The sequence below is a fragment of the Bradyrhizobium sp. USDA 4452 genome (genome assembly GCF_054063575.1).
In genome coordinates, this window is record NZ_JBSSGK010000001.1 from 2911336 (window position 1) to 2934715 (window position 23380).

Annotated in this window: 22 protein-coding genes; 4 read left to right on the forward strand and 18 right to left on the reverse strand. The window is 64.1% G+C overall.

Annotation, left to right across the window (positions count from 1 at the left end; genetic code table 11):
• Window positions 1–143: 143 nt before the first annotated feature.
• The 6 genes from ACVISU_RS13980 to ACVISU_RS14005 all read right to left on the reverse strand — a co-directional run bounded on the left by ACVISU_RS13980 (window position 144) and on the right by ACVISU_RS14005 (window position 4926).
• Window positions 144–581 carry a cupin domain-containing protein gene (locus ACVISU_RS13980; RefSeq protein WP_456707322.1) on the reverse strand — a complete coding sequence of 146 codons (438 nt, stop codon included), beginning with the start codon at window positions 579–581 and terminating at the stop codon, window positions 144–146.
• A gap of 176 nt (window positions 582–757) precedes the next feature.
• Entirely contained in the window at window positions 758–1264 is a 507-nt protein-coding gene (locus tag ACVISU_RS13985; RefSeq protein ID WP_456707323.1) for a hypothetical protein, read from the reverse strand.
• A 26-nt stretch (window positions 1265–1290) separates the two neighbouring features.
• Window positions 1291–1905, reverse strand: a complete 615-nt coding sequence (locus tag ACVISU_RS13990; RefSeq protein ID WP_050402676.1) for a peptidoglycan recognition protein family protein — start codon at window positions 1903–1905, stop codon at window positions 1291–1293.
• Window positions 1906–1941: 36 nt separating this feature from the next.
• A complete protein-coding gene (locus ACVISU_RS13995) occupies window positions 1942–3156 on the reverse strand; it encodes a GGDEF domain-containing protein (RefSeq protein ID WP_050402677.1) in 1215 nt (404 codons plus the stop codon).
• Window positions 3157–3789: 633 nt separating this feature from the next.
• Window positions 3790–4401, reverse strand: coding sequence for a LysE family translocator (locus ACVISU_RS14000; protein WP_456707324.1), 612 nt, complete (start codon window positions 4399–4401; stop codon window positions 3790–3792).
• A gap of 123 nt (window positions 4402–4524) precedes the next feature.
• A complete protein-coding gene (locus ACVISU_RS14005; RefSeq protein ID WP_456707325.1) occupies window positions 4525–4926 on the reverse strand; it encodes a response regulator in 402 nt (133 codons plus the stop codon).
• 163 nt (window positions 4927–5089) lie between these two features.
• On the opposite strand from ACVISU_RS14005, the gene ACVISU_RS14010 reads away from it, so the two are divergent.
• Entirely contained in the window at window positions 5090–5995 is a 906-nt protein-coding gene (locus ACVISU_RS14010) for an SDR family NAD(P)-dependent oxidoreductase (protein WP_456707326.1), read from the forward strand.
• Window positions 5996–6196: 201 nt separating this feature from the next.
• Here the strand turns inward: ACVISU_RS14010 and ACVISU_RS14015 are convergent, their stop codons facing one another.
• The 5 genes from ACVISU_RS14015 to ACVISU_RS14035 form a co-directional block, all read right to left on the reverse strand.
• Window positions 6197–7042, reverse strand: a complete 846-nt coding sequence (locus tag ACVISU_RS14015) for an FRG domain-containing protein (protein WP_456707327.1) — start codon at window positions 7040–7042, stop codon at window positions 6197–6199.
• Window positions 7043–7240: 198 nt separating this feature from the next.
• On the reverse strand, window positions 7241–8047 hold the full coding sequence (locus ACVISU_RS14020; RefSeq protein WP_456707328.1) for a lytic murein transglycosylase: 807 nt from the start codon (window positions 8045–8047) through the stop codon (window positions 7241–7243).
• A gap of 55 nt (window positions 8048–8102) precedes the next feature.
• The gene (locus tag ACVISU_RS14025) at window positions 8103–9062 is read right to left on the reverse strand and encodes a DUF817 domain-containing protein (RefSeq protein ID WP_456707329.1); all 960 of its coding nucleotides are present in this window, start codon (window positions 9060–9062) and stop codon (window positions 8103–8105) included.
• Window positions 9063–9140: 78 nt separating this feature from the next.
• Window positions 9141–10034, reverse strand: coding sequence for a DUF4231 domain-containing protein (locus ACVISU_RS14030; protein WP_172803528.1), 894 nt, complete (start codon window positions 10032–10034; stop codon window positions 9141–9143).
• 202 nt (window positions 10035–10236) lie between these two features.
• Window positions 10237–10647: an ester cyclase gene (locus ACVISU_RS14035; RefSeq protein WP_050402684.1), complete on the reverse strand. Its 411-nt coding sequence runs from the start codon at window positions 10645–10647 to the stop codon at window positions 10237–10239.
• Between the two features lie 534 nt (window positions 10648–11181).
• Between ACVISU_RS14035 and ACVISU_RS14040 the strand changes: the two genes are divergently transcribed.
• Both ACVISU_RS14040 and ACVISU_RS14045 read left to right on the forward strand, forming a co-directional pair.
• The gene (locus tag ACVISU_RS14040) at window positions 11182–14013 is read left to right on the forward strand and encodes a CHAT domain-containing protein (protein WP_456707330.1); all 2832 of its coding nucleotides are present in this window, start codon (window positions 11182–11184) and stop codon (window positions 14011–14013) included.
• 182 nt (window positions 14014–14195) lie between these two features.
• Window positions 14196–14432: a hypothetical protein gene (locus ACVISU_RS14045; protein ID WP_024581032.1), complete on the forward strand. Its 237-nt coding sequence runs from the start codon at window positions 14196–14198 to the stop codon at window positions 14430–14432.
• A 181-nt stretch (window positions 14433–14613) separates the two neighbouring features.
• Here the strand turns inward: ACVISU_RS14045 and ACVISU_RS14050 are convergent, their stop codons facing one another.
• The 4 genes from ACVISU_RS14050 to dnaG all read right to left on the reverse strand — a co-directional run bounded on the left by ACVISU_RS14050 (window position 14614) and on the right by dnaG (window position 20303).
• Window positions 14614–14976 (reverse strand): tetratricopeptide repeat protein, encoded by a 363-nt coding sequence (locus tag ACVISU_RS14050; protein WP_456707331.1) that lies wholly within the window; start codon window positions 14974–14976, stop codon window positions 14614–14616.
• Between the two features lie 52 nt (window positions 14977–15028).
• Complete coding sequence (locus ACVISU_RS14055) at window positions 15029–15808, reverse strand: hypothetical protein (RefSeq protein WP_456707332.1); 780 nt, start codon at window positions 15806–15808, stop codon at window positions 15029–15031.
• A 102-nt stretch (window positions 15809–15910) separates the two neighbouring features.
• The gene (gene rpoD / locus ACVISU_RS14060) at window positions 15911–18037 is read right to left on the reverse strand and encodes an RNA polymerase sigma factor RpoD (RefSeq protein ID WP_456707333.1); all 2127 of its coding nucleotides are present in this window, start codon (window positions 18035–18037) and stop codon (window positions 15911–15913) included.
• Between the two features lie 253 nt (window positions 18038–18290).
• Window positions 18291–20303 carry a DNA primase gene (gene dnaG, locus ACVISU_RS14065; protein ID WP_456707334.1) on the reverse strand — a complete coding sequence of 671 codons (2013 nt, stop codon included), beginning with the start codon at window positions 20301–20303 and terminating at the stop codon, window positions 18291–18293.
• A 258-nt stretch (window positions 20304–20561) separates the two neighbouring features.
• Between dnaG and ACVISU_RS14070 the strand changes: the two genes are divergently transcribed.
• Window positions 20562–21116 carry a chlorite dismutase family protein gene (locus tag ACVISU_RS14070; RefSeq protein WP_050402689.1) on the forward strand — a complete coding sequence of 185 codons (555 nt, stop codon included), beginning with the start codon at window positions 20562–20564 and terminating at the stop codon, window positions 21114–21116.
• A 5-nt stretch (window positions 21117–21121) separates the two neighbouring features.
• Here the strand turns inward: ACVISU_RS14070 and ACVISU_RS14075 are convergent, their stop codons facing one another.
• The 3 genes from ACVISU_RS14075 to ACVISU_RS14085 all read right to left on the reverse strand — a co-directional run bounded on the left by ACVISU_RS14075 (window position 21122) and on the right by ACVISU_RS14085 (window position 23304).
• Window positions 21122–21520: a gamma-glutamylcyclotransferase family protein gene (locus tag ACVISU_RS14075; protein ID WP_456707335.1), complete on the reverse strand. Its 399-nt coding sequence runs from the start codon at window positions 21518–21520 to the stop codon at window positions 21122–21124.
• Between the two features lie 66 nt (window positions 21521–21586).
• Window positions 21587–22399 carry a transglutaminase-like domain-containing protein gene (locus tag ACVISU_RS14080; RefSeq protein WP_050402691.1) on the reverse strand — a complete coding sequence of 271 codons (813 nt, stop codon included), beginning with the start codon at window positions 22397–22399 and terminating at the stop codon, window positions 21587–21589.
• A gap of 2 nt (window positions 22400–22401) precedes the next feature.
• Window positions 22402–23304, reverse strand: a complete 903-nt coding sequence (locus ACVISU_RS14085) for a transglutaminase family protein (RefSeq protein WP_050402793.1) — start codon at window positions 23302–23304, stop codon at window positions 22402–22404.
• Between the last annotated feature and the right edge of the window lie 76 nt (window positions 23305–23380).

Consider the following 23380-nt stretch of genomic DNA (forward strand, 5'->3'; position numbering starts at 1 on the left):
CTGGAGGAGGTACAAGGCAAGTTTTAACAAGCCTCGAAGTGATGTCGGCCGGGCTGGAAATCGCCAAGCGTCGTTAACGCCGGCTCCGGTTCTGCGATACCCATCGTCCGCGATCGCCGGTTCCGGCTGAAAATGGCGCCAGCCTATTGCTTCGCCTGGTCGATCCTGATGGTGCTGCTCGGACCGACACTGGTCGCTTGAAGAACGACCTCGCCGTCCTTGGCCATCGCGTAATGGGATATTTTCGCAGGTTCGATCAAGAACGAGCCGGGCGGGTAAGCCTTGAATTTGCTCTCATCCCACTGATCACCGTTCGCGTAATAGAAGGTGCCGGCCAGAACCACGGCCGTTCGTGTCTCACCGTGCCAATGTGGCATGATCTTGAAGCCGGCCGGGATCCTCACCCGCTCCGAAAACACGCCCGCCTTCTTCGGGTCGCCAAAGAGGACAGCGATCCCCACCGCTCCGGCGGGTCCCTCGAAATGAATATCCTTGGGAAGCGTTGCGACGACCGCATCCTGGGCAACAGCCGGCGCCGACGCGCCGAGCGCGAGCAGCGCCGCGACCGCAAGGCCGATCAATGATGGTGCCAACCTTGTGGTAATTGCGTACGTCATATCTCGATCCTTGCTGGGGCGGACGGTTGGAGCCGGAGGGCGGCGCTTTCAGACCCGCGCGTACGGGGCCAAGCTACACCACGGGCGTGATGCAAGAATATGGCATCCGCAATAGCGGACGTCCCTGACGTCGATCCATCCTATGGGGCCGGCACCGGTGAACACTCCCGATAGCCGAAGCGCTCGATCAACACGCGACCTTCCAGCGTATGGAATGTTTCTGTATCCATGTGATGGCCTTCGAGCAGATAGCGCCGCAATGCTTCATTGTAACGAGAAAGCAGCGCCTGGCTCGCACGCGAGTCCGGACCGGTACGGTTTTCCGCAAGGTCATGGCCAGCGTGAAACATCAGTTGCGCATCGCGCTGGACACAGACATTGCGGATGCCGAGGAACACCGTGCAGGCTGATTTGCAGATTCCCTCGATGCGAAATTCATCGCCGCTTGCATTGTATTGACGGACGATCTTCAAGTAGTCCGGAATATAACCACCGTCGGCAAACGGCACGGACGACCCCGCCGCCGACCACGCGCGGGAAGCCAAGGCGCACAGGATCGCGGCGCCAAACCAAAACTGTCGAAACATCGAGCGGCCCTTAAATCCGGTGACCACAAATAGCAGGTCAACCGTGATGCGCCAGCTCACCCGGCCGTCCCCAGAAATGCTCGGCGCTACTCGCCCCACTCTCGTGCCATGGTCGCGAGCGCGCAGCCCTCGCAGTAGCGGGCGTCCTTGAAGTCGATCCAGTTGTGCGCATAGACCCGCTCCAGCGGGATGCCGTAACGGGCGCGCAGCAGCTTCACGAGCACCCGCCAGGCCGCGACCTGCGCGTCGGTCGGGCCCTTGGTGACGTCGGGGTAATTGCCGGCGAACTCGACGCCGATCGAGGTGTCCTTGTTGACCTGGCGATAGGTCTTGCTGTTGTCGATGTACTTGTTGTCGTTGCGGTCGGCGCCGTCGGTGTGGGTCGGGACCAGATTGTCGGCGACCGCCCAATAGACCGTGCCGTCGGTTTCGACCCAGACCATCACGCCGCGGCGTGTCGGGTTCTTGTGCTGCTCGGCGGCGCCATTTCGTGCCGAGCCGGCTGGACCTTCGGTCTGGTGCACGATGATGTTGCGCCAGGGATGGGATTTGGCGACGTCGCCCCACGGCGACAGCCACACCATATTCAACCCGGGAATCTCCGGCGTGCCCTGCGATCGCGCGATCGCCGCAAGATCAGTTTCGGCTGATGCGGCGGACGACAGGACGAGTGCAAGAAGTGTGGCGAGCAGGCGATGCATCACGGAAGGATCCTGTGTCGCTCCCAGTTAGCACGCTCAGGCGCTCTGGCGCAGGCTCGCCTTCACCAGATCGACCATGTCGGGCGGCAGCTTCGGCTCGTAGGTCGCGTAGCCGTTCTTGCCGCCCTTCTTGGCGTCGTAGAGCGCGTGGTCGGCAGCGGCGACCAGGCGGTCGGGGTGGAGGCCGATCTCGCGGGTCCATTGCGCGACGCCGATAGAGACCGCGATCGGAATGTCGTTGCCGGTGCACTGCTCGGCGTCGGCGCGGCAGACCTCCAGCACGCGGCGCGCGATCATCGCGCCCTCGCGCAGCGTCGAGGACGGCAGCACGATGCAGAACTCGTCGCCGCCGGTGCGGGCCAGCATGTCGCCCGGGCGGAGCCTCGTCTGCGCCATCAGCGTGAAGTGCTGCAGGCAGGCATCGCCGGCGGCATGGCCATGGGTGTCGTTGATGCCCTTGAAGCCGTCGAGGTCGATCACCAGCAGCGCGAAGGCCTCGCCGTTGCGGTCGGAGCGAGCGCATTCCTCGGTCAGCCGCTGCAACAGTTGGCGGCGGTTGCCGACGCCGGTGAGATCGTCGAGCAGCGCGAGGTCGGCGACCTCGTTGCGCAGCCGGTCGATCGCCATCAGCAGGAAGCCGAAATTGAGCGCCATCGACAGGAACACCATCAGCAGGATCACCAGCGACTGGCTCGCATTGAAGCGAACGAAGCCGAACTCGCCGGGCTGCAGCACGGCGCCGACGAGGCGCAGCGCATAGATGCCGATCAGCACCGAGGCGACGATGCCGGCGAGCCGCGCGCCGGGGCTGACGCGGCCGTTCTCGGGCGACAGCAGCAGCTTCAGCGTCAACGCCAGCGGCATGACCTGGGCTGTGGTGTAGACCACGATGCGCATCGGCATGCTGTCATAGGCAAAGATGAAGACGCCGAGGCCGGCGAAGGCGAGTGCGGTGGACAGCGCGGTGCTGCGCCAGCCGACCGGCTTGCCGTAGAAGCGCTCGATGCCCATCGCGGCAAGGCCGGCGGCGAACACCATCAGCGTCCCCGCCGCGAGCAGCGGCAGCAGCGAATCCGTCATCATGACGCGGAGCATCGCGCAGGCGGCCCCAGTGGACGCCGTGAGTGCGGACGCGGTCCAGAACCGCGCGGCGCCGAAAGCTGGATAGCTGCGCGCGACATAGGCCCAGATCAGGCCGAGCGCGAGAAAATTGATAACGAATACCGTCCAAAGCGTCGGAACGCTCAACATCGCCCCTGTTCGAGACCCGTATCGGCCTCGCCTCTCCTGAAATGACCGTCCGCCCCTTGAGGCGTTTCTCCCAATGGCAATCCCCGTTGCCTTGCGTGACAGGATGCGGCCGCGCCGCTTAACGGACTCTCACCCGCCACGCGCCAATCCGCGCCGTGGTTTTGAATTGATGAAGATTCCCGAACCGGCCGTTTGCGCATCGTTAAGCATGACGGATGCGACGATGCAGCGATGCGTGACACGCGCACGCTGGCGAAAAACTGGCGAAAACACGTAACAGCTGTGGATAACACGATGACAGCGTGGTGACAGCACGCGGCAGCAGCCTCCGAATCTGCTGAGTTTGCTAGTGAGGATGTTGCGAGGCTGGCCCTCCGCCAAGCATGCCTCGGAGTCGCGTTCAATCCATGAAACCCTGAGAGGATACTATGGCTAAGAAAGCGAAGAAGGCGAAGGCGAAAAAGGCCACCAAGAAGAAGGCCGCCAAGAAGTAGCGAATTTCTGGCCCGGGTAGCGGCTCTTGCCCTGCCCGGGCACCCGATCCGGACCGCCACCGCAGGCAAGGACGCAAGGTAGCAGGCGCAAGGCCTGCTTTTTTATTGCCTGCTGCAAGCCCTGGGGGCGAATGCGAACTCAACGCTCCGCGAAGGCGAGCTTGGCGCCGAGCAGGGCAAAGCCCGCGGCAAAGCTGCGCCGCAGCCAGGCCATCACCTTCGGCCGGGTGATGACGCGGTCGCGCACCGAGGCCGCGAACAGCCCGTAGACCGCGAACACCGCAAAGGTCATCGCCATGAATACGCCGCTGAGTTCGACCATCCGCGTCAGCGGGTAGGGTTCGTCGACCGCGATGAACTGCGGCAGGAAGGCGAGGAAGAAGATCGACAGCTTTGGATTGAGGATGTTGATCAGGATCGCGGTCACGATCACCCGCCCGCTGGAGCGCGGCTTGATCTCGGTATCGACGGCGAGCGCGCCGCGCTCGCGCAGCGCCTGCCAGGCCATGTAGAGCAGATAGACCACGCCGCCCCATTTCAGCGCCGCGAACGCCACGGCACTGGTGTGCAGGATGGCGGCCAGCCCAAGCATCGCCGCGATCATCTGTGGCACGATCCCGAGCGTGCAGCCGAACGCCGCCGCCACGCTGGCGCGCGAGCCGCGGGTCAGCGCCAGCGCCAGGGTGTAGAGCACGCCGGTGCCGGGCGAGGCGACCACGATCAGGGTGGTCAGCAGGAAGGACCAGGTCATTTCAAATCCTCAACGGGACATCCGCAGCCAATATCACGTCCCGCCCCCGGGACGGAAGCGGCCTCCGGTCGGCCGCCGCCCGCCCGGGCTGACAACTCCGCTATGAGGACCAGCCTGGCCCGGTCAGGATCTGCGCGACCCGCTGCCCGACAGTTCGGATGCCTTCATCTCGGCGACCCGGATGACGTCCAGCGGCGCCCAGGGCTTGGACCAGAACAGGGCGCCGTCCGGCAGGCGCTGCCGCAGCGGCCTGCCCGAGGTCACGATCACGTCGAGATCGGGTTTGTATTTCTTCGCAGCGTAAGCGAGCTCGATCCCGGTCATGTTTCCGGCCAGTTCGACATCCGTCAACATCAGCACGACACTATCGCCGCTGCCCTGCAGGACCAGTTCTGCGGCTTCCGCACTCTCACAGCAGATGACGTCGAACTCGCTCTCCGCGAGCAGCAGCTCGATCATCTCGCGCTGCATCGGATCGTCTTCGACAACCAGGGCTTTCGCACGATAGGGTCTCGACTGTCCCATGGCTGAACCTCCCTGCTGATCGCGGTTTCGAAACGAACACATTCCAAATGCCTAGAATCACTGGATGGTTCGGTTCCAATTTGAGAAAAGTGGGGAAACCGCCGTGTTCCCGTCCAGCATGTCCAACACTCTTTCATCCAACGCCTTTTCAGATGGAGCTGACATGACCGCGATCTCTGGATCCGCCGCCGCCGTGACAGGGGCCGCCAGCGGCATCGGCCGCGCGCTCGCGCATGAGTTGGCATTGCGCGGTTGCGATTTGGCGATTGCCGACCGCGACGAGGCGGGCCTGCAGGCCGGCGCCGCCGAGATCGCCAAGGCGATCGAGATCACCAAGGTCAACCCGCGCAAGGTCACGGTGCACCGCCTCGACGTCAGCGAGCCCGGCCAGATCACGGCGTTTGCCGAGGCCGCCGGCGCCGCCCATCCAGGGCTCAACATCGTCGTCAACAATGCCGGCGTCGCGCTGCTCGGCGAATTCGGCGAGATCGAGCAGGCGCAGATGGAGTGGCTGTTCAACATCAATTTCTGGGGCGTGGTGCATGGCACTCGCGCCTTCCTGCCGCAGCTTGCGCGGCAGCGCGAGGCGCATATCGTCAACATCTCCTCGATCTTCGGCATCCTCGCCCCGCCCGGCCAGAGCGCCTATTGCGCGGCCAAGTTCGCGGTGCGCGGCTTCTCGGAGAGCCTGCGCCACGAGCTTGCGGTGGCGAACAGCCCGGTGCGGCTCTCGGTCGTGCATCCCGGCGGCGTCGCCACCAACATCGCACGCAACTCACGCACCGGCGCCGGCATCACCGACAATGCCCGCCGCTCGGAAGCCATCGAGCGCTTCGACGCGCTGGCCAGGACCACACCGACCGCGGCTGCGCAACGCATCATCACCGGCATCGAGAAAAACCAGCCGCGCATCCTGATCGGCAAGGACGCCCGCTTCATGGACCTGCTGCAACGCTTCCGCCCCGGCACCTACTGGAAGGTGATGCAGCGGCTGATGGAGAAGACGGCGGCGCGGCGGATCGCGCGCGAGGCGGCGCAGGCCGGCTCAATGCGCGAGGTGGCGAAGTGAGGGGCGGCCGAACGATTGGCGATATGCAGCACACAACGTCCGTCGTCCTGCGAAAGCAGGGACCTATAACCACGAGATTGGGTTAGTAAGACACGCTGTGGCTCCAGCGTCGTGCGACACGGACATTTGTGGCTGGGTCCCCGTGTCAAGCCCGGGGCGACACCGACGATGTTGCACGAGCGGTGTGTCACGAAGCGCTGATCACCCCAACTGCTTCTTCACCCCGAGCGCCAGCTGAAACAGCGGATCGCTTTTCTCCGACGGATAGAGCGCGCTCCTCGTCACCTGCGGGAAATTGTCGTTCTTCCAGAACGAGGCCGGCGCGAACGAGAATTTTGCGACCAGCCGCCGGCCGAAATCCATCTCGTAGGGAAAATAGTTCTCCTTCTGCTCGGTACCCGACATTTCAGGATATTCGCCGAGCAGATAACCCTCCTGGATATGCGGCCGCACCGCCGCCGGCGGACAGACGCTGGCGAGACGCACGATCTGCAGGCCGGCCTCCGCGCTCGCGGTGATCGCGCCGCTCAAGTTCGGCACGCCGAGCACATAGAGGAAGGCGGTGCCGGTCTCCGCCAGCGAGGCGAACGAGGCGGCGATCCGGATCGAATGGGTGACGTCGAGCAGCGGCGTCGTGCAGACCTCATAATGCTGCAGGATCGACCAGCGCAGGATGCGATGCCGCTTCAGCCGCTCCAGCCCGAGCAGCTTTGCCCTGGCGTAGTCCGCGATCAGGATCCGCTCGGCGCGGGCCAGCGCCGCAAACCGCGTCGCCAGCGTCTCGCGGTCCGGATTGCCGCGGCCGGCGCGGAACAGAGTCGGCTTCAGCGACGAGTTGCGCTTGACGTTCCGGAAGTCGGCGCCCTGGCCACGGAACAGCAGCACATGGTCGCGGTTGAGGAATTGCAGTTCGGCGATCTTGGTTGCGAGTTCGAGATAGGAGCCAACGCGATGCCCCGGCCCCTCCCGCACCGCCGAGTTCTTCGCAACCTGGCATCCTCGGCGGTCGAAGAACGACCAGATCTTTTGGCTGCCGATGGTTTCCATGGCCCCGCACTCTCAATCCGTCGTTCCGGGGCTCGCAAAGCGAGAGCCAGAATCCATTTCTCAGCGCGTTATGCGGCTTGTTGGTAGCAGACGTCATTGCGAGGAGCGAAGCGACGAAGCAATCCATCTTCCCGCACATGCTGAAAGATGGATTGCTTCGCTTCGCTCGCAATGACGACAGACGCAAAAGCCGCGCCCTCACCGCCCCACGAGCTGATCGGCAAAATACCCGATGGTCTTGCGATAGATCACCGCCCTGTTCCACTCGCGCATCGCCTCGAAATTGGCGCTGCCTTCGCCATAGGGCGCGCCCATCTTGAAGCCGCTCGAGTGCAACAGGTTCGCGGTCGAGGCCAGCACGTCCGGCACCGAATGGCGCAGATCGACATGGCCGTCGCCGTCGAAATCGACGCCATACTTGATGTAGGACGACGGCAGGAATTGTGTCTGCCCGATCTCGCCGGCATAGGCGCCGATCATGTCATTCAGACGAAGGTCGCCGCGTTGCAGGATCTTAAGCGCGGCGAGCAGTTCGCCCTGGAACAGGTCGGTGCGGCGGCAGTCATGCGCCAGCGTCGTGAGCACGCGGAACACCGGCAGCTTGCCCATGTCGCCCTTGCCGAAATCGGTCTCCAGCCCCCAGATCGCAACCAGGATCTGGCGCGGCACGCCGTATTGCTGCTCGATCTTCGACAGCAGCGCGGCGTGCCGCTGCAGCATGGCGCGGCCGCCATTGATGCGGCCGGAGCCGACGCGGGTTGCGACATACTGCTCAAAGGTCTTGTTGAAGGTGTAGCGCTGCCGCCGGTCGAAGGCGAGCACCCCGCCGTCCTGCTGCACGCCGCCGAGCGCCGCCGAGATCACATCCTGCTGGATGCCGGCGCTGGCTGCCTCCTGCGAGAACGACTGGACGAAGGCCGGAAAACTGCCGCCGCAGCGGGCGGCATAGGAGGGGGTGGCAAGCAGCAAGGCGCCGAACACAACCGCCAAACGACACCTGAGCATGCAAACATCCCTTCTGCTTCGAATGGCCGATCATGGCATGGAGCAAACGAGGCAGTCAAAGCGTCGGCAGCGACATCTTTCCGACGGTCTCGGCGTCACGCCGCCGCACATCGGCACCCGCACTCTCGCCCCGCCACTTCCGCGGCGGATTGACCAAACTGACCAGCGTGTAGCTGATGATCAGCAGCAGGAACCAGGAGCCGAGCTTCTCGATTCCGACCATCGACCAGCCGAGCCGCTGCGACGGATAGAGCCAGGTCTTGGTGAAGGTGCCGATGTTCTCGGTGAACCAGATGAACAGCGAGACCAGTACGAGGCCGAGCAGCAGCGGCATTGCGCGGTAGGTGGTCCAGACCTTGAAATGGATGCTGGTGCGGCCGAACAGCCAGACGGCCCAGGCAAACAGCAGCCAGCGCAGGTCGATGATGTAGTGGTGGCTGAAGAAGTTGAGATAGATCACGATGCTGAGGGCGATCAGGCTGAGGTGGCGCGGATGCCGGACAAAACGGAAATCGAACAGCCGCCAGCAGCGGCAGATGTAGCTGCCGATGCAGGAATACATGAAGCCCGAGAACAGCGGCACGCCGCCGATATGGAAGATGCTGGGCTCCGGATAGATCCAGGAGCCGACATGCGTCTTGAACAGTTCCATCAATGTCCCGACGACATGGTAGACCAGGATGACCCTGGCCTCCTCCCACGTCTCGAGCTTTCCTGCCAACAGCACGGCCTGGACGGCGAGCATGCAGAGAAACAGGAAGTCGTAGCGTGCCAGCACAGCATCCGGCGGATAGAAGCGCCAGGTGCCGATCATCAGCGCCACCGCGATGCCGCCGAACAGGCAGGCCCAGGCCTGCTTCACGCCGAAGCGCAGGAATTCGTAAAGCCCCGCCGTCCAGCGGCGCTGCGCCATCACCAGGCCGAGCCGATGCTCGGCGGCGATGAAGCGGCGCAGCGGCGGCCAGTTGGCCGCGGCGCTTGCGATCGGTCCGGTCGGTGTCAGCTTGTGATGCACGCCGCGGACGATGGCGGCGGATCACGGTCGCAGCGCGGCGCAGTTGTGCAGATTTTGCCTAGACCGCGCGCCGGGCCCTCACGGACTCGACGTCGCCTCAGGCTTGCCGGTGAACTTGGCGATCCAGGACATGTTCTCGGTCGCCAGAATGTTCTCGCATTCGTTGACGAAGTCCGACCATGACGGCCGCGGCCGATTGGTGCAGTCCTCGAGCCGCCGCGCCGTCGCGCGAAAGGTCGTGACCAGGAAATCGTAGCGCGCGGCCTCGATGTGGGCGAGCACCGCGCCGCCGAGCGTGGTCAGCACCGCGGTGAAGGCGACTGTGTCGAACGGAACACCCGCGATCACGGGCTTGGCTGCCACGCCGGCAACCGCGGTCAGCAGGGTTGCCAGCGCGGCGAGCGCGAATTCGATGCGCCGCAGCCGCACGACGACCGCCTGATTGCTGCCAGCCCTTTTGGTGAACCAGTCGATGTGGCCCTGCACGCGCTGCTTGATGTATTGCTCGTGTTGCAGGCTCTGGCGCGGCAACGCCCCCTGCGTCGCGGTGCGCACCAGCTGCGGCAGCAGATCCTCGCCATCGGCCTCGATCTTGCGCCCTTCCTCGTCGAGCAGCGCATCGGCCTTGGCCGGATCGTTGTAAGGCGCTGCGCCCGCCGCAAAGCGATAGGCCTCCCGCTTCAGGCGCTCCGAGATCGCGCGCACGCGCACCCAGGCCGAGATCCGGTCGGTCCCGAGCAGACGCTGCGTGAAGAAAGTCGCGAGCGCAAGGCTCACGGCGCCTGCGATCGCAACCGTGCTGCGCGGCGCGGCCGTGTTGTCCGGCAACTGGCTCGCCACCGCGGCCAGCACCGCGCCGAGCGACGATAGGGCGAACACCGACCAGCGCGCCCGATCGATGGTCGATTTCAGGTGGTTGGCGGTCTCGGACCACTGCGCCTGGCGATTCGCAATCGTTTCCAATATGGCCATCGCAAACATCCTCGGACACGGGCAAATCCATGCCCGCGGCCAAATATCATCAAGCAATCCAAAGGATTATTTTTATCAGACAACAACCTTTGGTCAAGGCGACCGCGACGTGAAATCGCCAACGCAGGCAGCGCTCGTCAACGATCCGTCCCGGTCGAACGGACCACCGTGTCTCGTAACAGGACAGGGAGTTTGCCGGAGCTCAGTCCTTGAGCTGCCGCTCCAGGTCGACAAAATCGATCTCGGCCCAACGCTCGGAGATCTTGCCGTCGTGAATCCGCCAGAACGTCATGCCGCGGAACTCGACGTGGCGGCCGGTCGGCGCAATGCCGCGCCACGGGCTGCGGTGCCGGCCGCGCCAGACGAAACGGCCGGCGACGATGTCGCGCTCGGCCACCAGGCATTCCGCCACCGCCGACAGATCGGCGAAGGTCTCGTGCATCGCGGCCGCATGCGCGATCACCTCCTCCGCACTCATCCGCTTGCCCAGGGCATGATCGAAGAAGTCGGACGCCAGCTGCACGCGGATCGCATCGGGATCGAGACGGTTGGTCACGGCGTCGTAATGCGCAAGCACGAGCGCCTTGTTGGCGTCGAGGGTGGCGTTGGACATCGGCAGGGCGCCCTCAATCGAAAGGGTTAGTTGCAGAACAGGAAGGATGCGCCTCATACGCGAATCGGACGGGGTGGCGCAAGTGACGATGGTCAGAATTCATTTTCGCCTTCGGCCCGCGCGCGGTTCCATTCGGAAGCGAAAGGCGGTCGCCGGGAAAGTGGCGACGGCTTGCGGGCAGGCCGCGGCTCTTGAGCCCCTGCGCAACACGAACGGCACAGCCAGCCGGCATGCCGGCGGTAACATCATCTGATGGCTCGACCATGCCGGTGGCACGCAAGCGGCGGCCGACGGCATCCCGCGGCACATGGCACGGGCACAATTCGGGGATGCGATGCGTGAACGCCAGAGGCATCGGCTGCGACCAAGAAACACGAATTCGGCTCGTCGGTTCCGCGCCACGCGCAGAACCGGCCGCCCTGTCTTGTTCATGCAAAGGCGCACCGCTAAAGCGTCGCGAGCCTGTTGCGACGACGCCGTCAGGTGCGGGGAACGCGATCCGACGACGGACTGCACGATGAGGATGTGTTACTGATGAAGATCACCGGGGGTTTTGCTCACGCGCGCAGGACCGCATCGCTCAGTATCATCCTCGCATTCGTCACCGTTCTGATCGGACCGGTCGACGCTGCAGTCGCGCAGAATTTCTCCGCGAGGCGTGCGCCGGCGCAAGGCGCCGGCGGCGCGCAGGTGGTCACCGCGCAGATCAAGAACGCCGTCGCGCTGACCCGCGGTGGCAAGATCGACACGGGCTATGCACAGCTGCTTGCCGCACTGGATGCGGCAGACAAGCTCGACGACGCGCAGTTCGTCATGGAGCAGTATTTCGACGCGACCGCCGCGCTGCGCGCGGTCAAGCGCGACGATCTCGCCGAGAAGCTGTTCGTGCGCGCGTTCCAGGGCAAGGCGGCGGCGCAATCGCCGCCCGGCAATGCCGATGTCCTCCTGATGTACGCGATCCTCGTATCCGACCACGCCAGGATCGCGGAGGCCGTGCCGCTCTACATGAAGGCGATCGCGGCCTTCAACGCCTATTGGGGCGAGGGCTCCGAGGAATCGCTGATCGCCAACGACAAGCTCGCGGTCGCGCTCTCGGCCAACGGCTCGGCAGCGTCGGCAACGAATCTGGGCCGGCACAATTTCGAACGCTCGGAGAAGGCGCTGGGGCCCGACCATCGCACCACCTGGAAGCTCGCCAACAATTATGCCGACATGCTGCGCGAGATCGGCGCGCCGGCGAAGGCGCTCGAGCTCGACCTGTTCGCGATCGAGAAGCGCGCCAAGCACTATGGCGAGAACCATCTCAACACGCTGGTGACGGTCAACAACGCCGGACAGGATTTCCTCAATCTCGGCCGATTCGACGACGCCCGCCGCTATTTCCGCCGGCATCGCGCGATCGCGACTGTGCTCGCGCCGAAGGATCCGAGCTTCGCCGGGCAGGCCGACGCCTGGCTGTTCTACACCGACATGCTCGCCGCAGGCGATGCTGCGATATCGCCGGCCGACCTGGCACGGCTGGAGGCGATCGTCGCCAACGAGGAGAACTTTGCGGATTTCCTGCGCATCAAGGCCGCGGTGCTGGCCGCGGGCCAGCGCGAGCGGCGCGGCGAGCCTGATGCGGGCATGCGGCTACGCCAGACCGCGCTTTCGATTTCGACCCGCGCCTTCACCGCGCAGCATCCGCTCAGCTTCGAGATCAAGCTCGGTATCGCGGTCGCATTGATCGCGACCGATCCGAACCACGCCGTGCAGAGCTTCACCGCCCTCGATCGCGAGATGTTCGACTGGATGAAGCGCGAGGTCGGCACATCGGGCGATCGTGCCGTCGCGGAGGCGATCCGGGCCCACGCCGACCATTTGCTGTTCGCGTTCGGCCGCTTCGCCACCGGGGCCGGATCGTCGGTGGCACAGCCGGCCTTTGCCGCCGCGGTGCTGCGCTGGAAGACGCTCGGCGGCGGCGATGCCACCGCGCTGCGCCAACTCGAGACGCAAATGGCTGATAAGGACGAGGAGACCGCGGCGCTGCTGCGCGCCGCGCTGCGGCTCAACGGCGAGAAGCAGGAGCTGTTCTCGTCGGGCAATATCGACGACTGGGCACGATCGGTGTGGCAGCGGCAGGACGCGGCCGAGAAGGCGCTGAACAAGCGGCTCGACGCGATCGGCGCGAAGCTGCCGCAAGAGGCGATCCGTCCGTCACAGCTGCTCGCGCCTGACGAGGCCGTCATCAACTATTTCATCACGCGACAATGGAAGGCGGATCGGCAATCGAAGGAGCCGCTGTCCGCAACCGTGCTCTACGCCATCGTCGAGACCGCAACGGGCGAGCCCCGCGTGGTCGATCTCGGCGATCCCGGCCGGATGGTCGACACCGGCGTGCGCACCGAGATCGCGCGGCTGCGTGCGACGCAAGCCGTCGCGCCGAATCCAGACACCAAGGCAGCAGGCAACAAGACGCCCGACGACAGGGCGCTCGACAGCAAAGGCCGCTTCCAGAACCTCCACGCACGGCTGCTAGCGCCGCTGGAGCCTTTGCTGAAGGACAAGACCACGCTCTATGTCGTGCCGGACGGCTTCCTGTTTGCCGTGCCGTTCTCGCTTCTGCCTGGCGCCGACGGCGGCCTGCAGGAGGATCGCGCCACGATCCGGATGCTGACCAGCCCCGACGCGCTGATCGCGATCCATGCGCGCGAAAAGCTCGATCGCACGGGCGCGATGCTGCTCGCCGGCGGCATCGAATACGGCCAGCCGGGGCCGATGCCGCTGCCCGGCACGAAGACCGAGATCGAGGCGATCGCAAAACTCGCCCGCGCGCGCGGCGCGCCGGTCGAGATGCTGACCGGGCGCGGCGTCAGCGAAGCCGCACTGCGCGAGGCGATCGGCAAGGCGCGCATCGCGCATCTGGCAACCCACGGCTTCTATCACGACAGCACGGCGTCCGGCCTCGATACGCTCTGGCAGAGCGGCATCGTGCTGTCCGGCGCAGGCGACAGCAGGTTTCCGCTGCGCGACGACAAGGACGGCTATCTCTATGCCTTCGAGGTGATGGACTGGGACCTCTCGGGACTTGATCTCTTGGTGCTCTCGGCCTGCGAGACCGGCCGCGGCGACGAGAGTTTCGTCAGCGGCCTGCGCGGCCTGCCGACCGCGCTCGGCATCGCCGGCGCCCGCCGCGCGCTGCTGACACTGTGGCCGGTCGCCGACGAGGGCACCGCGAACTTCACCGTGCGCTTCTATGAGCACCTCGCAGAGGGCCTGACCTATTCGGACGCGCTGCGCCAGACGAGGCGTGATGCGCGCGACGGCAAGGTCGCGGGCGCCAGGGACGCCAGCGTGTGGGCGGCGTTCGTGCTGTTCGAGGGCTGAGGCGGACACCGGACGCAAGAGAACGGTGGACATCTCGCAGGCCGTTGTCATCCTGACACGTCGCCAGATTACGTCCGATCGCATCGCAAGAGCCTTCGCCGCAGGATTGCGCAGGGCAGACCGGCGCGGGTACGCAGCCGATTTGCTTTGACAGCGGCGGCCTGATCGGGGACAAGCCGCGCATGCCGAAAAAACCCGGGACCAATCCCAAAGGCGAATTCGCCTTTTTCAACGTCTTCTATGAAGACGGCTCGCAGCGCTCCAACCGCCGCGTGCCGTCGGAGCTGCTGGGCGGGCTGGACGGCGACGAGCCGGTGCGCGCCTTCCTGCGCGAGCAGGACCGCGAGATCGCCGAAAAGGGCGGCCGCCCGCCGCTCGAAATCAAGACCATCGAGCGCGTCGGCGCGAAGAAGAAGTAGCGGGGCGGATGGTATGAACACACAGCCGCCTGCAGCGTCTGGCTGAAGACACACCCACGAAGCGGAGCCAATGGTAAATCGTTACGGTCGACATCGATCAGTCGAGAAATAGCACGGCTCGCAGCGGTTAGATCGCAAAGCTTGACCTCGGCGTCGCTTAGCTCAATAGCGGGCCGTTGTGCTATAAATATCTCTCGGCCTCCTCACGCCTACCAACTGCGCGCAACGTAGAAATCAAGGCCTTCCTATATTTCCTCTTTCGAGGCGCCCGATCTACAAGATTCTCGTACAAGCGTAATGCAGAATCAAGATTTGAAGTCTTCAAATACACGTCGGCAAGCTGAAACTGCGCATCAAGGTCGCGCGGGAACTGCTCTACGATGGACTTATAGATCGAAACTGATTGGGCTACCTCTCCTATTTCGAAATATGTCAATGCCAAAAGCTTCGAGATGCGGGAATTGCTTGGATAGCGTTGCGCCAAGTTATGAAGTAGCTCAACCAGTTCATCGGGCGGGGCAAGGACAGCTACCCTACCAAACACGCCGTCGAAACATTCAGCGCCACCAAGTCTTGCACGGGTTCAAAGCGGCGCGTCATTTGAAGAGCTTTAGCCGCTCATAGAGCTTCCGGACAGTCTGGTACACTTGTCCGACCCAAACGTCACCACTGGTGTTGTGTAGCGTTCCATAAGTCTCGATTTCCTTGACGCCCCAATAGGCTAGCGCCTTCTTGATCTCGTCGTCGTCAAGATAGGGCTCGGGCAACACAACTCCGAGCAACGTGTCGCGAAAGGGAATCGCTTTCGACACTTGCACTTCTATTGCGGAGGACCGCTCATCTCGTTCGCGCCGGCTGGATTTGGCCCCTTGGACGCCCGGTAGCCGGGCTAACTCGAGAAGGCCCTGCGCCTCGAACTGTCTAGTTTCGATTTGAACGTTCTTTCGACTGCCACCATCGAAGTACTCTTTGTTGCCCGTATAGAACGCTCCAACAAACTGACTAATACCTGCAAGAGAGGGATTCAGGGCAAAGTCGTCGACCTTTGCTAGTGGATCAAAGAATTCCTCGTAGAATTTGAGAAAGAACGCCCCAGTATCGAATGGGTAAATGCGCAGAACGTTCTGTATCTTCTCAGGATCGAACAGGAGGACCACCGGCCATTCAAACTCCAGCCTCGCGTTGTTTCCGCGTTTCGCTCGGTAGGCTGGTCGCCCGTAAAACAAATATATTAGCGGTTCCTCAAAATTGTCATCGCCCTTGACCGGCTCAAGCCGCTCGGTCACCAACATTTCGTCGAAGCTGTAGGCACGCGTAATATGAACGAAGGGCAACAGCGTTTGCACCGGCGCGTGCGCATTCAAGAATGCCTGCAACCTCCCGTCCGCGCGCCTCCTCATGCTTGCCCCTCGACAAAGCTCGGACGGTCGTCCCTGACTTGTCCAGAGCAGGCCCCTTTGTTCGCCTCCGCCAAGAGCCTAGTTATCCAAAAAGCTCCGCAGCTTGCGCGACCTTGACGGGTGCTTCAGCTTGCGCAGCGCCTTGGCTTCGATCTGGCGGATGCGCTCGCGGGTGACCGAGAACTGCTGGCCGACTTCTTCCAGCGTGTGGTCGGTGTTCATGCCGATGCCGAAGCGCATGCGCAGCACGCGCTCTTCACGCGGGGTGAGCGAGGCCAGCACGCGCGTGGTGGTCTCGCGCAGGTTCGACTGGATCGCCGCATCGATCGGCAGGATCGCGTTCTTGTCCTCGATGAAATCACCGAGATGCGAATCCTCTTCGTCACCCACCGGCGTCTCGAGCGACAGCGGCTCCTTGGCGATCTTGAGGACCTTGCGGACCTTCTCCAAGGGCATGCCGAGCTTCTCGGCGAGCTCTTCCGGGGTCGGCTCGCGGCCGATCTCGTTCAGCATCTGGCGCGAGGTGCGAACGATCTTGTTGATCGTCTCGATCATGTGCACGGGGATGCGGATGGTGCGGGCCTGGTCGGCGATCGAACGGGTGATCGCCTGCCGGATCCACCAGGTGGCGTAGGTCGAGAACTTGTAGCCGCGGCGATACTCGAACTTGTCGACCGCCTTCATCAGGCCGATATTGCCTTCCTGGATCAGGTCGAGGAACTGCAGGCCGCGGTTGGTGTACTTCTTGGCGATCGAGATCACGAGACGGAGGTTGGCTTCCACCATCTCCTTCTTGGCCTGACGGGCCTCGCGCTCGCCCTTCTGCACGCCGTGCACGATCTTGCGGAATTCGCCGATCTCAAGCCCGGTCAGCGCCGCCAGCGACTGGATCTCGTGGCGCAGGTCCTTGATGCGATCCTTCTCGTGATGAACGAAGTTCTTCCAGCCCTTGGCCGACAGCTTGGAGACGCGGTTGAGCCAGCGCGGATCGAGCTCGGAGCCCTGGTAGTTGCGCAGGAAGTCCTCGCGCGCGACGCCGTGGCTGTCGCCGAGGCGCAGCAGGCGGCCTTCGAACGAGACCAGCTTCTTGTTGATGTCGTAGAGCTGCTCGACGAGTGAATCGATGCGAGCCTGGTTGAGGCGCAGCGACTTCACCTCGACGATGATCTCGTCCTTCAGCTTCTTGTACTTGCGCTCCTGCGAGGGCGACAGCGACTCGCTCTGCAGCTGGTTGGCGATGTCCTGCTCCTGCAGGCGGCGCAGCTTCTTGTACTCGGATGCGATCTTGTCGAAGGTCTCGACCACTTTCGGCTTCAGCTCGGCCTCGATGGCGGCGAGCGACATCTGGTTCTCGAACTCGTCGTCGTCCATGTCGGACTCGGCGGCGGCTTCGGCCGGATCCTTCTCCTCGACGCCGGCTTCGCCACCGGCGGGCGCGGCGCGGAACGGGGTCGGCGACGGCGGCGCGGCAGGCGGCGCGACATGGGCCGGCGCGGCGGCATCCGCGCCGTTGGCCTCAGCGGCAGCGCCCTCGCCGGCATTGTTGCCGATCAGGTTCGGATTGATGCCGCCCTTCGACTCGGGCCCTGCATAGGTGGCCTCGAGATCGATGATGTCGCGAAGGAAGATCTTGCCTTCGTTGAGCTCGTCGCGCCAGATGATGATGGCCTGGAAGGTCAGGGGGCTTTCGCAGAGGCCCGCGATCATCGCCTCGCGGCCGGCCTCGATGCGCTTTGCAATGGCGATTTCGCCCTCGCGCGACAGCAGCTCGACCGTGCCCATCTCGCGCAGATACATGCGCACGGGATCGTCGGTGCGCTCGCCCGGCTCCGATTTCTTGACCTCGGTGACGGCCTTCTGCGTGACCTCGACGAGTTCGTTGTCGGTCTCGTCGTCGCCGTCGTCCTTCTCGTCCTCGCCTTCGCTATCGTCGGCCTCGGTGACGTTGATGCCCATGTCCGAGAGCATCGACATGATGTCTTCGATCTGTTCGGGCGAGGTCGTGTCGGAAGGCAGCACTTCGTTGAGCTGATCGAAGGTCACGAAGCCGCGCTTCTTGGCCTGCTTGATCATCTTCTTCACCGCGGCATCCGACAGGTCGAGCAACGGCGACGGCGCGTCAGCGGCATCCTTCTCAGGAGCATCCGCTGTCTTGTCGTCCTTTTCCTTGTCCTTAACCTGCAGCGTCTTTGCCTTGGTGGCCATTCACTAAGCTCCCGAAACGCGGTCATGCAGAATGGCGCCACGCACGCGCATCCGCACGAAATCTAGATTTACTCTCTCGACGCACAAAGGGCGGCGCAAAATCTCGCCACCCCTGTCATCCGTCTCGACGGTTTCCAATCTGCAATAGCCGCGAGGCTATTAAGTTTCGCTTAACCCTGTTTTTGCAGCCAAACCATGGATTTGGCGAGTCTTTTTGCGGGTTTGGCGAGCGCCGTCCGCAGCATTTTTGTTATCAGACATTACGCTGGAACCGGCCCGATAATTCGCCGAACCCTTCAATCAGGGCTTCGGTCCCGTCGGCTTCTGCCATCCGGGCCTGGATATCCTGCAACCATGCCAGATTGGCCTCGCTGGAGTCTTCAGCCAAGGCCGCTTCCGCATCTTTTCTTTCCCTAAGTAAGGCGTGGGTTTTCTGATGCAAGGCAACGAGTTGACGCCAGGTTGATAAAACATCCTCGCGCGCGGCACCGATCTGCGCCCCCCACACCGCCTGGGTTGTGATCACCCGTTCAACCCTTTGAAGAATCTGCGATAATCCGCCGGCTTCAAGGTCGGCGCGCATCTTCTCGGCCTGCTCCTCGGCATCCGGAGAGTGGTGATGATCGTGGGCAAAGGCGGCGATGATGGCGGCCCGGAGCTTGTGGGCCTCGGGGTGGGCAAGCTCGAGGGCTGCGACCTCCTCGAGATGATCGTGCAGCAGCCAGGGATGATTGATCAGCGATTGCAGGATCAGCGCCTCGCGGCGAGAGATCGCGCTGCGCTGGCCGCGCATGATCGGGCTGTTGGCAAGCTGGGGGCTGGCAGCCTGATAGGGACCCCGTAAAATCCCGGGGGAGCCGCCGCCCTTGGCGCTGAACCGGCCACCCTGGGTAGGTCCCCGGGGCGTAAACTGGCGCGGTGATTCGCCGCCGCGACCACCGCCGAAATTGCCCCTGTCGCCGTAGCCGCCGCGGCCGTAACCGCCGCGGCCGCCCTCCGGGGCAAAGTTGCGTTGCAGCCGCTCCTGCAGGTCCTGCCGGTAATAGCGGCGCACCACCTCGTCGCGGATGCCATTGGTGAGTTCGCCGATGCGCGCCTCGAGCGCAGCACGGCGCTCGGGCGTGTCGAAATTGCCGCCCTCGATCTCGCGCGACCAAATCATGTCGGCGAGCGGACGCGCCGCCGAGATCACCTCCTCGATCGCGCCGCGGCCACCGGAGCGGGCGAGATCGTCCGGGTCCTGCCCTTCCGGCAGCAACGCAATGCGCAGGCTCTTTCCCGGCTTGAGCTGGGGCAAGGCAAGGTCGGCGGCGCGATAGGCCGCCTTCCGCCCGGCGCGGTCGCCGTCGAAGCAGAGGATCGGCTCGTCCACCATCTTCCAGAGCATCGCCAGCTGGTTCTCGGTCAGCGCGGTGCCGAGCGGCGCGACGGCGCCGGGGAAGCCAGAGGTGACCATCGCGATGACGTCGACATAGCCCTCGACGACAATCAACTGCGCACCGTCATGCGCGGCCTGGCGCGCGGTGAACAGATTGTAGAGATTGTCGCCCTTGTGAAACAGCGGGGTTTCCGGCGAATTCAGGTACTTCGCCGGAACGTCCTTCTCCAGCGCCCGGCCGCCGAAAGCGATGACGCGGCCGCGGGCGTCCGTGATCGGGAACATGACGCGGTCGCGGAAGCGATCGAACGGCACCGGCTTGTCCTCGCCGGACACCAAGAGCCCCGCCTCCACCATGTCCTCGGTCGAGATGCCCTGCGCGCCGAGATGCTCCTTCAGCGCAAAACGATCCGGCGGCGCATAGCCCATCCGGAACTGGAGCTGGGTCGCCGGCGAGATGCCGCGGTCGGCGAGATAGCCGCGCGCCTTGGCGCCCCCCCGCGAGGCCAGCGTGTCGGCAAAGAACTTGGTCGCCAGTTCCATCACGTCGTGCAGGGTGCGGCGATGCTGCTCGTGCCGCGCCGCATCGGGCGTCACGGCCGGCAGCGGGACACCCGCCATCGCGGCGAGGCGTTCCACCGCCTCGGGGAAAGTCACGCCCTCGGTCTTCATCAGGAAGTCGAAGATGTTGCCATTCAGCCCGGACGAGAAGTCGAACCAAGCCTGCTTCTGATCGTTGACGAAGAAGGACGGCGTCTTCTCCTGCTGGAACGGCGACAGCCCCTTCCACTCCCGCCCGGCCTTCTTGAGCTTGACGCGCCGGCCCACGACTTCCGAGACCGGCAGCCGGGCGCGCAGCTCATCGAGGAATTCGGGCGTGAAACGCATGTGGCTCGGGCTCGGAACGAATCGGTCATCGATATAGTGAGGCGGGCCTCAGCGTATCAAGTTTATCCGCCTGCTCCCGCTATCCACACCCCTCGTCACTCCCCGGTGCGATGCGAAGCATCGAGCCCGGACTCCATCGGCCCGCAGAGCAGGCGGAGGAATGGATCCAGGGCTCAGCCCTTCGGGCTGCCCCGGAATGACAGTGGAGAGGCCGCGCAGCGCGCTTGCCCCATCCGCGCTTCCGGGATTGGATAGGCCATGTTCACGACATTCAGAGGCGGGCGAAGCGGCGGCTGGCTGGTCACGTCCATCACGCGGGTGAAGGGCGAGACGCTGCCGAAGGTTGCGGCGCTGTCGGTAGTGACCAGCGAGTCGATCGCGCTGCCGCTGTTGCCGGCGCAGACCTCCTGGCGGCTCGCCGGCGTCGCCAGCTATCTGCGCTACACCGACAAGGACGAACGCGAGAAGCTTGCCGCCGTGCAGGCCGGGCTCGGCCGCAGCGAGGCAACGCATGCGGCCCTGATCCCGATCCGGAAATCCGCGGCCTGGTGGGAGCTGACGCAGCCGGAGCGCCGCGAGATCTTCGAGGACAAGTCGCACCACATCGCCGGCACCCTGAAATTCCTCCCCGCCATCGCCCGCCAGCTGTTTCACGCCCGCGACCTCGGCATGCCCTTCGACTTTCTGACCTGGTTCGAATTCGCGCCTGAGCACGTCGCCCTGTTCGACGAGCTGGTCGCCATGCTGCGCGCGACCGAGGAATGGAGCTATGTCGAGCGCGAGGTCGACATCCGCGTCGAGCGGGAAATTTGAAGCAATCAATGCTCGAGGAATTTTCCTGATGCGATCCGCGGCAGCTCGGCGACCGGCCAGTTGTAGAGATAGGTCCAGGCCTCGCTCACGCTGCCGTCGGCGCGCGTGACGTTGAGCATCTCGCGGACATATTCGGTCGGCGGCGGAAAGCCTTCGCCACAGGCTTCGTACATGTCGAATTCGCGCAACATCGCTTCGCGCTCGCGCAGGCGGAACAGTTCGCCGTGCACGATGTCGGCGGGATCGTCCGACACGACGAGGCCGGGATAATGCTTCACCAGATAGAGCCGGCCGCGGCACTGCGCCGGCCCGAGGAATTCGGCATTGCCGGCAAGCAACTTCGCCATCGGATGATCGAAGCCGCGCATCAGCGTGCCGTAGACGAAGAGAAGATCGGAGGTCATGGCCAACCTGTCATTCCGGGGCGCGGCGAAGCCGCGAGCCCGGAATGACGGAATGGGCGAAAAGAATCAAGCCGCCTCCACCTCATCGGTCACCACGACGAACTTGGTCAGCGTCATGCGGCCGAAGCTCGTGGTGAGCGCGACGTCGGCGGCGTCGCGGCCGGTCGCCATCAGGATGCGGCCGATCCGCGGCGTGTTGTGGCGGGCATCGAAGGTGTACCACTGGCCCGACAGATAGACCTCGAACCAGCCGGAAAAATCCATCGGCGCCGGATCGCGCGGCACGCCGATGTCGCCGAGATAGCCGGTGCAGTAGCGCGCCGGAATCCCCATGCAGCGGCAGAAGGTTAGCGCCAGATGCGCGAAGTCGCGGCAGACGCCGGTGCCGCTTCCGTACACGTCGTGCGCCGACTTCATGTGATGGGCGTGCTGGTAGCCGAACGTCACATGGTGATGCACGAAATCGGTGATCGCCTGCACCCGTGCCCACCCGGGCTGCGTGTTGCCGAACAGCGACCAGGCGATGTCCGTCAGCTTGTCGGTCTCGCAATAGCGGCTTGGCATCAGATAGAGCAGCATCTCGTCGGGCAGTTGCTCGATCGGAACCTGCTGCGCCGCCGGATTGACGATGTCAGGCAATCCGGAATCCCGCACCAGCGCGCTGCCATGGAAGGTGACGCCACCAGCTGGCGCAACCAGACGCCCGCAGACATTGCCGAAACCGTCGCGATAGAGGCCGATCGGAACATCGGGCTCGGCCGAAATGCGCTCGGTGCCGACGATGTCGGCGTAGCGCGACGGATGGATCGACAACATGATCACCATCGGGGTCGGCTGCGGCGCCGTGTAGGTGATTTCGAAGCCGACCTTGATCAGCATCGTCAGGCCGTCTCCCGCTCCGCAGCGCTCTCACCCACCGAGACCACCTTGATGTCGACATCCATGGCGAGATAGGCATCCGCGGCGCCGAGATAGACGCCATGCAGCGGGATCGCCTGGCGCGGATCGCGCGCCACCGCCACGCGGATCAGATCGCGCGTGCCGACGATGCCGTTGGTCGGGTCGAACTCGATCCAGCCCGCGCTCGGCAGATAGACCTGCACCCAGGCGTGGGTCGAGCCGCCGCCGACATAGCCATGCGCGCTGCCGGGCGGCATCGCGAGATAGCCGGAGACGAAGCGCGCGGCGATGCCGAGCCGGCGCAGCGCCTCGATCATGAACAGCGCGTAGTCACGGCAGGTGCCGGACTTCGTCCGCAGCGTATCGAGCGGATGCTGGGTGCCCTGCTCGTACCGCTTGCGGTAGCTGAACGCCTCGCGAATGCCATGGGTCATGTCGCTGAGTATCTTGAACGTCAGCGTCGGCGCCTCGACATCGAGGAAGCGCCGCGCCCAGGCGGACAGTTCGCCGTTCGGATCGCCATATTGCGGCGTGATGAACTGCTGCAGATCGGGGAATTCCTCATCGTCGTAGAGGAACGGATAGAAATAGGCGGCATCGTCCGGCGTCAGCGCGAACGTATCGGCCGCATTGTGCTCCACCGTCGCGGTCGAGACAAAGGACAGCGTGTCGGCGCGCTCGTCAAAGGTGGCGATCGCCACGCTGTTGCCGAACACGTCGTGGATCCAGCGCAGCGACATCGGCTGGGGGTCGATCACAAGTGCGCTGTCGAGCACGCGCAGATCATGGCCGTCGCGGGGTCGCAGCATGATGCGGTGTTCGCCGAACGCCACCGGGCGCACATAGCGATAAACTGTCTTGTGATGGATGGTCAGGAGCGGCATCTTCAAACAATCATCGTGATTTCGGCCGCCAAATCTATAGAGAATGCTGCTTGATTCCAAACCAGCATGCCCCTTG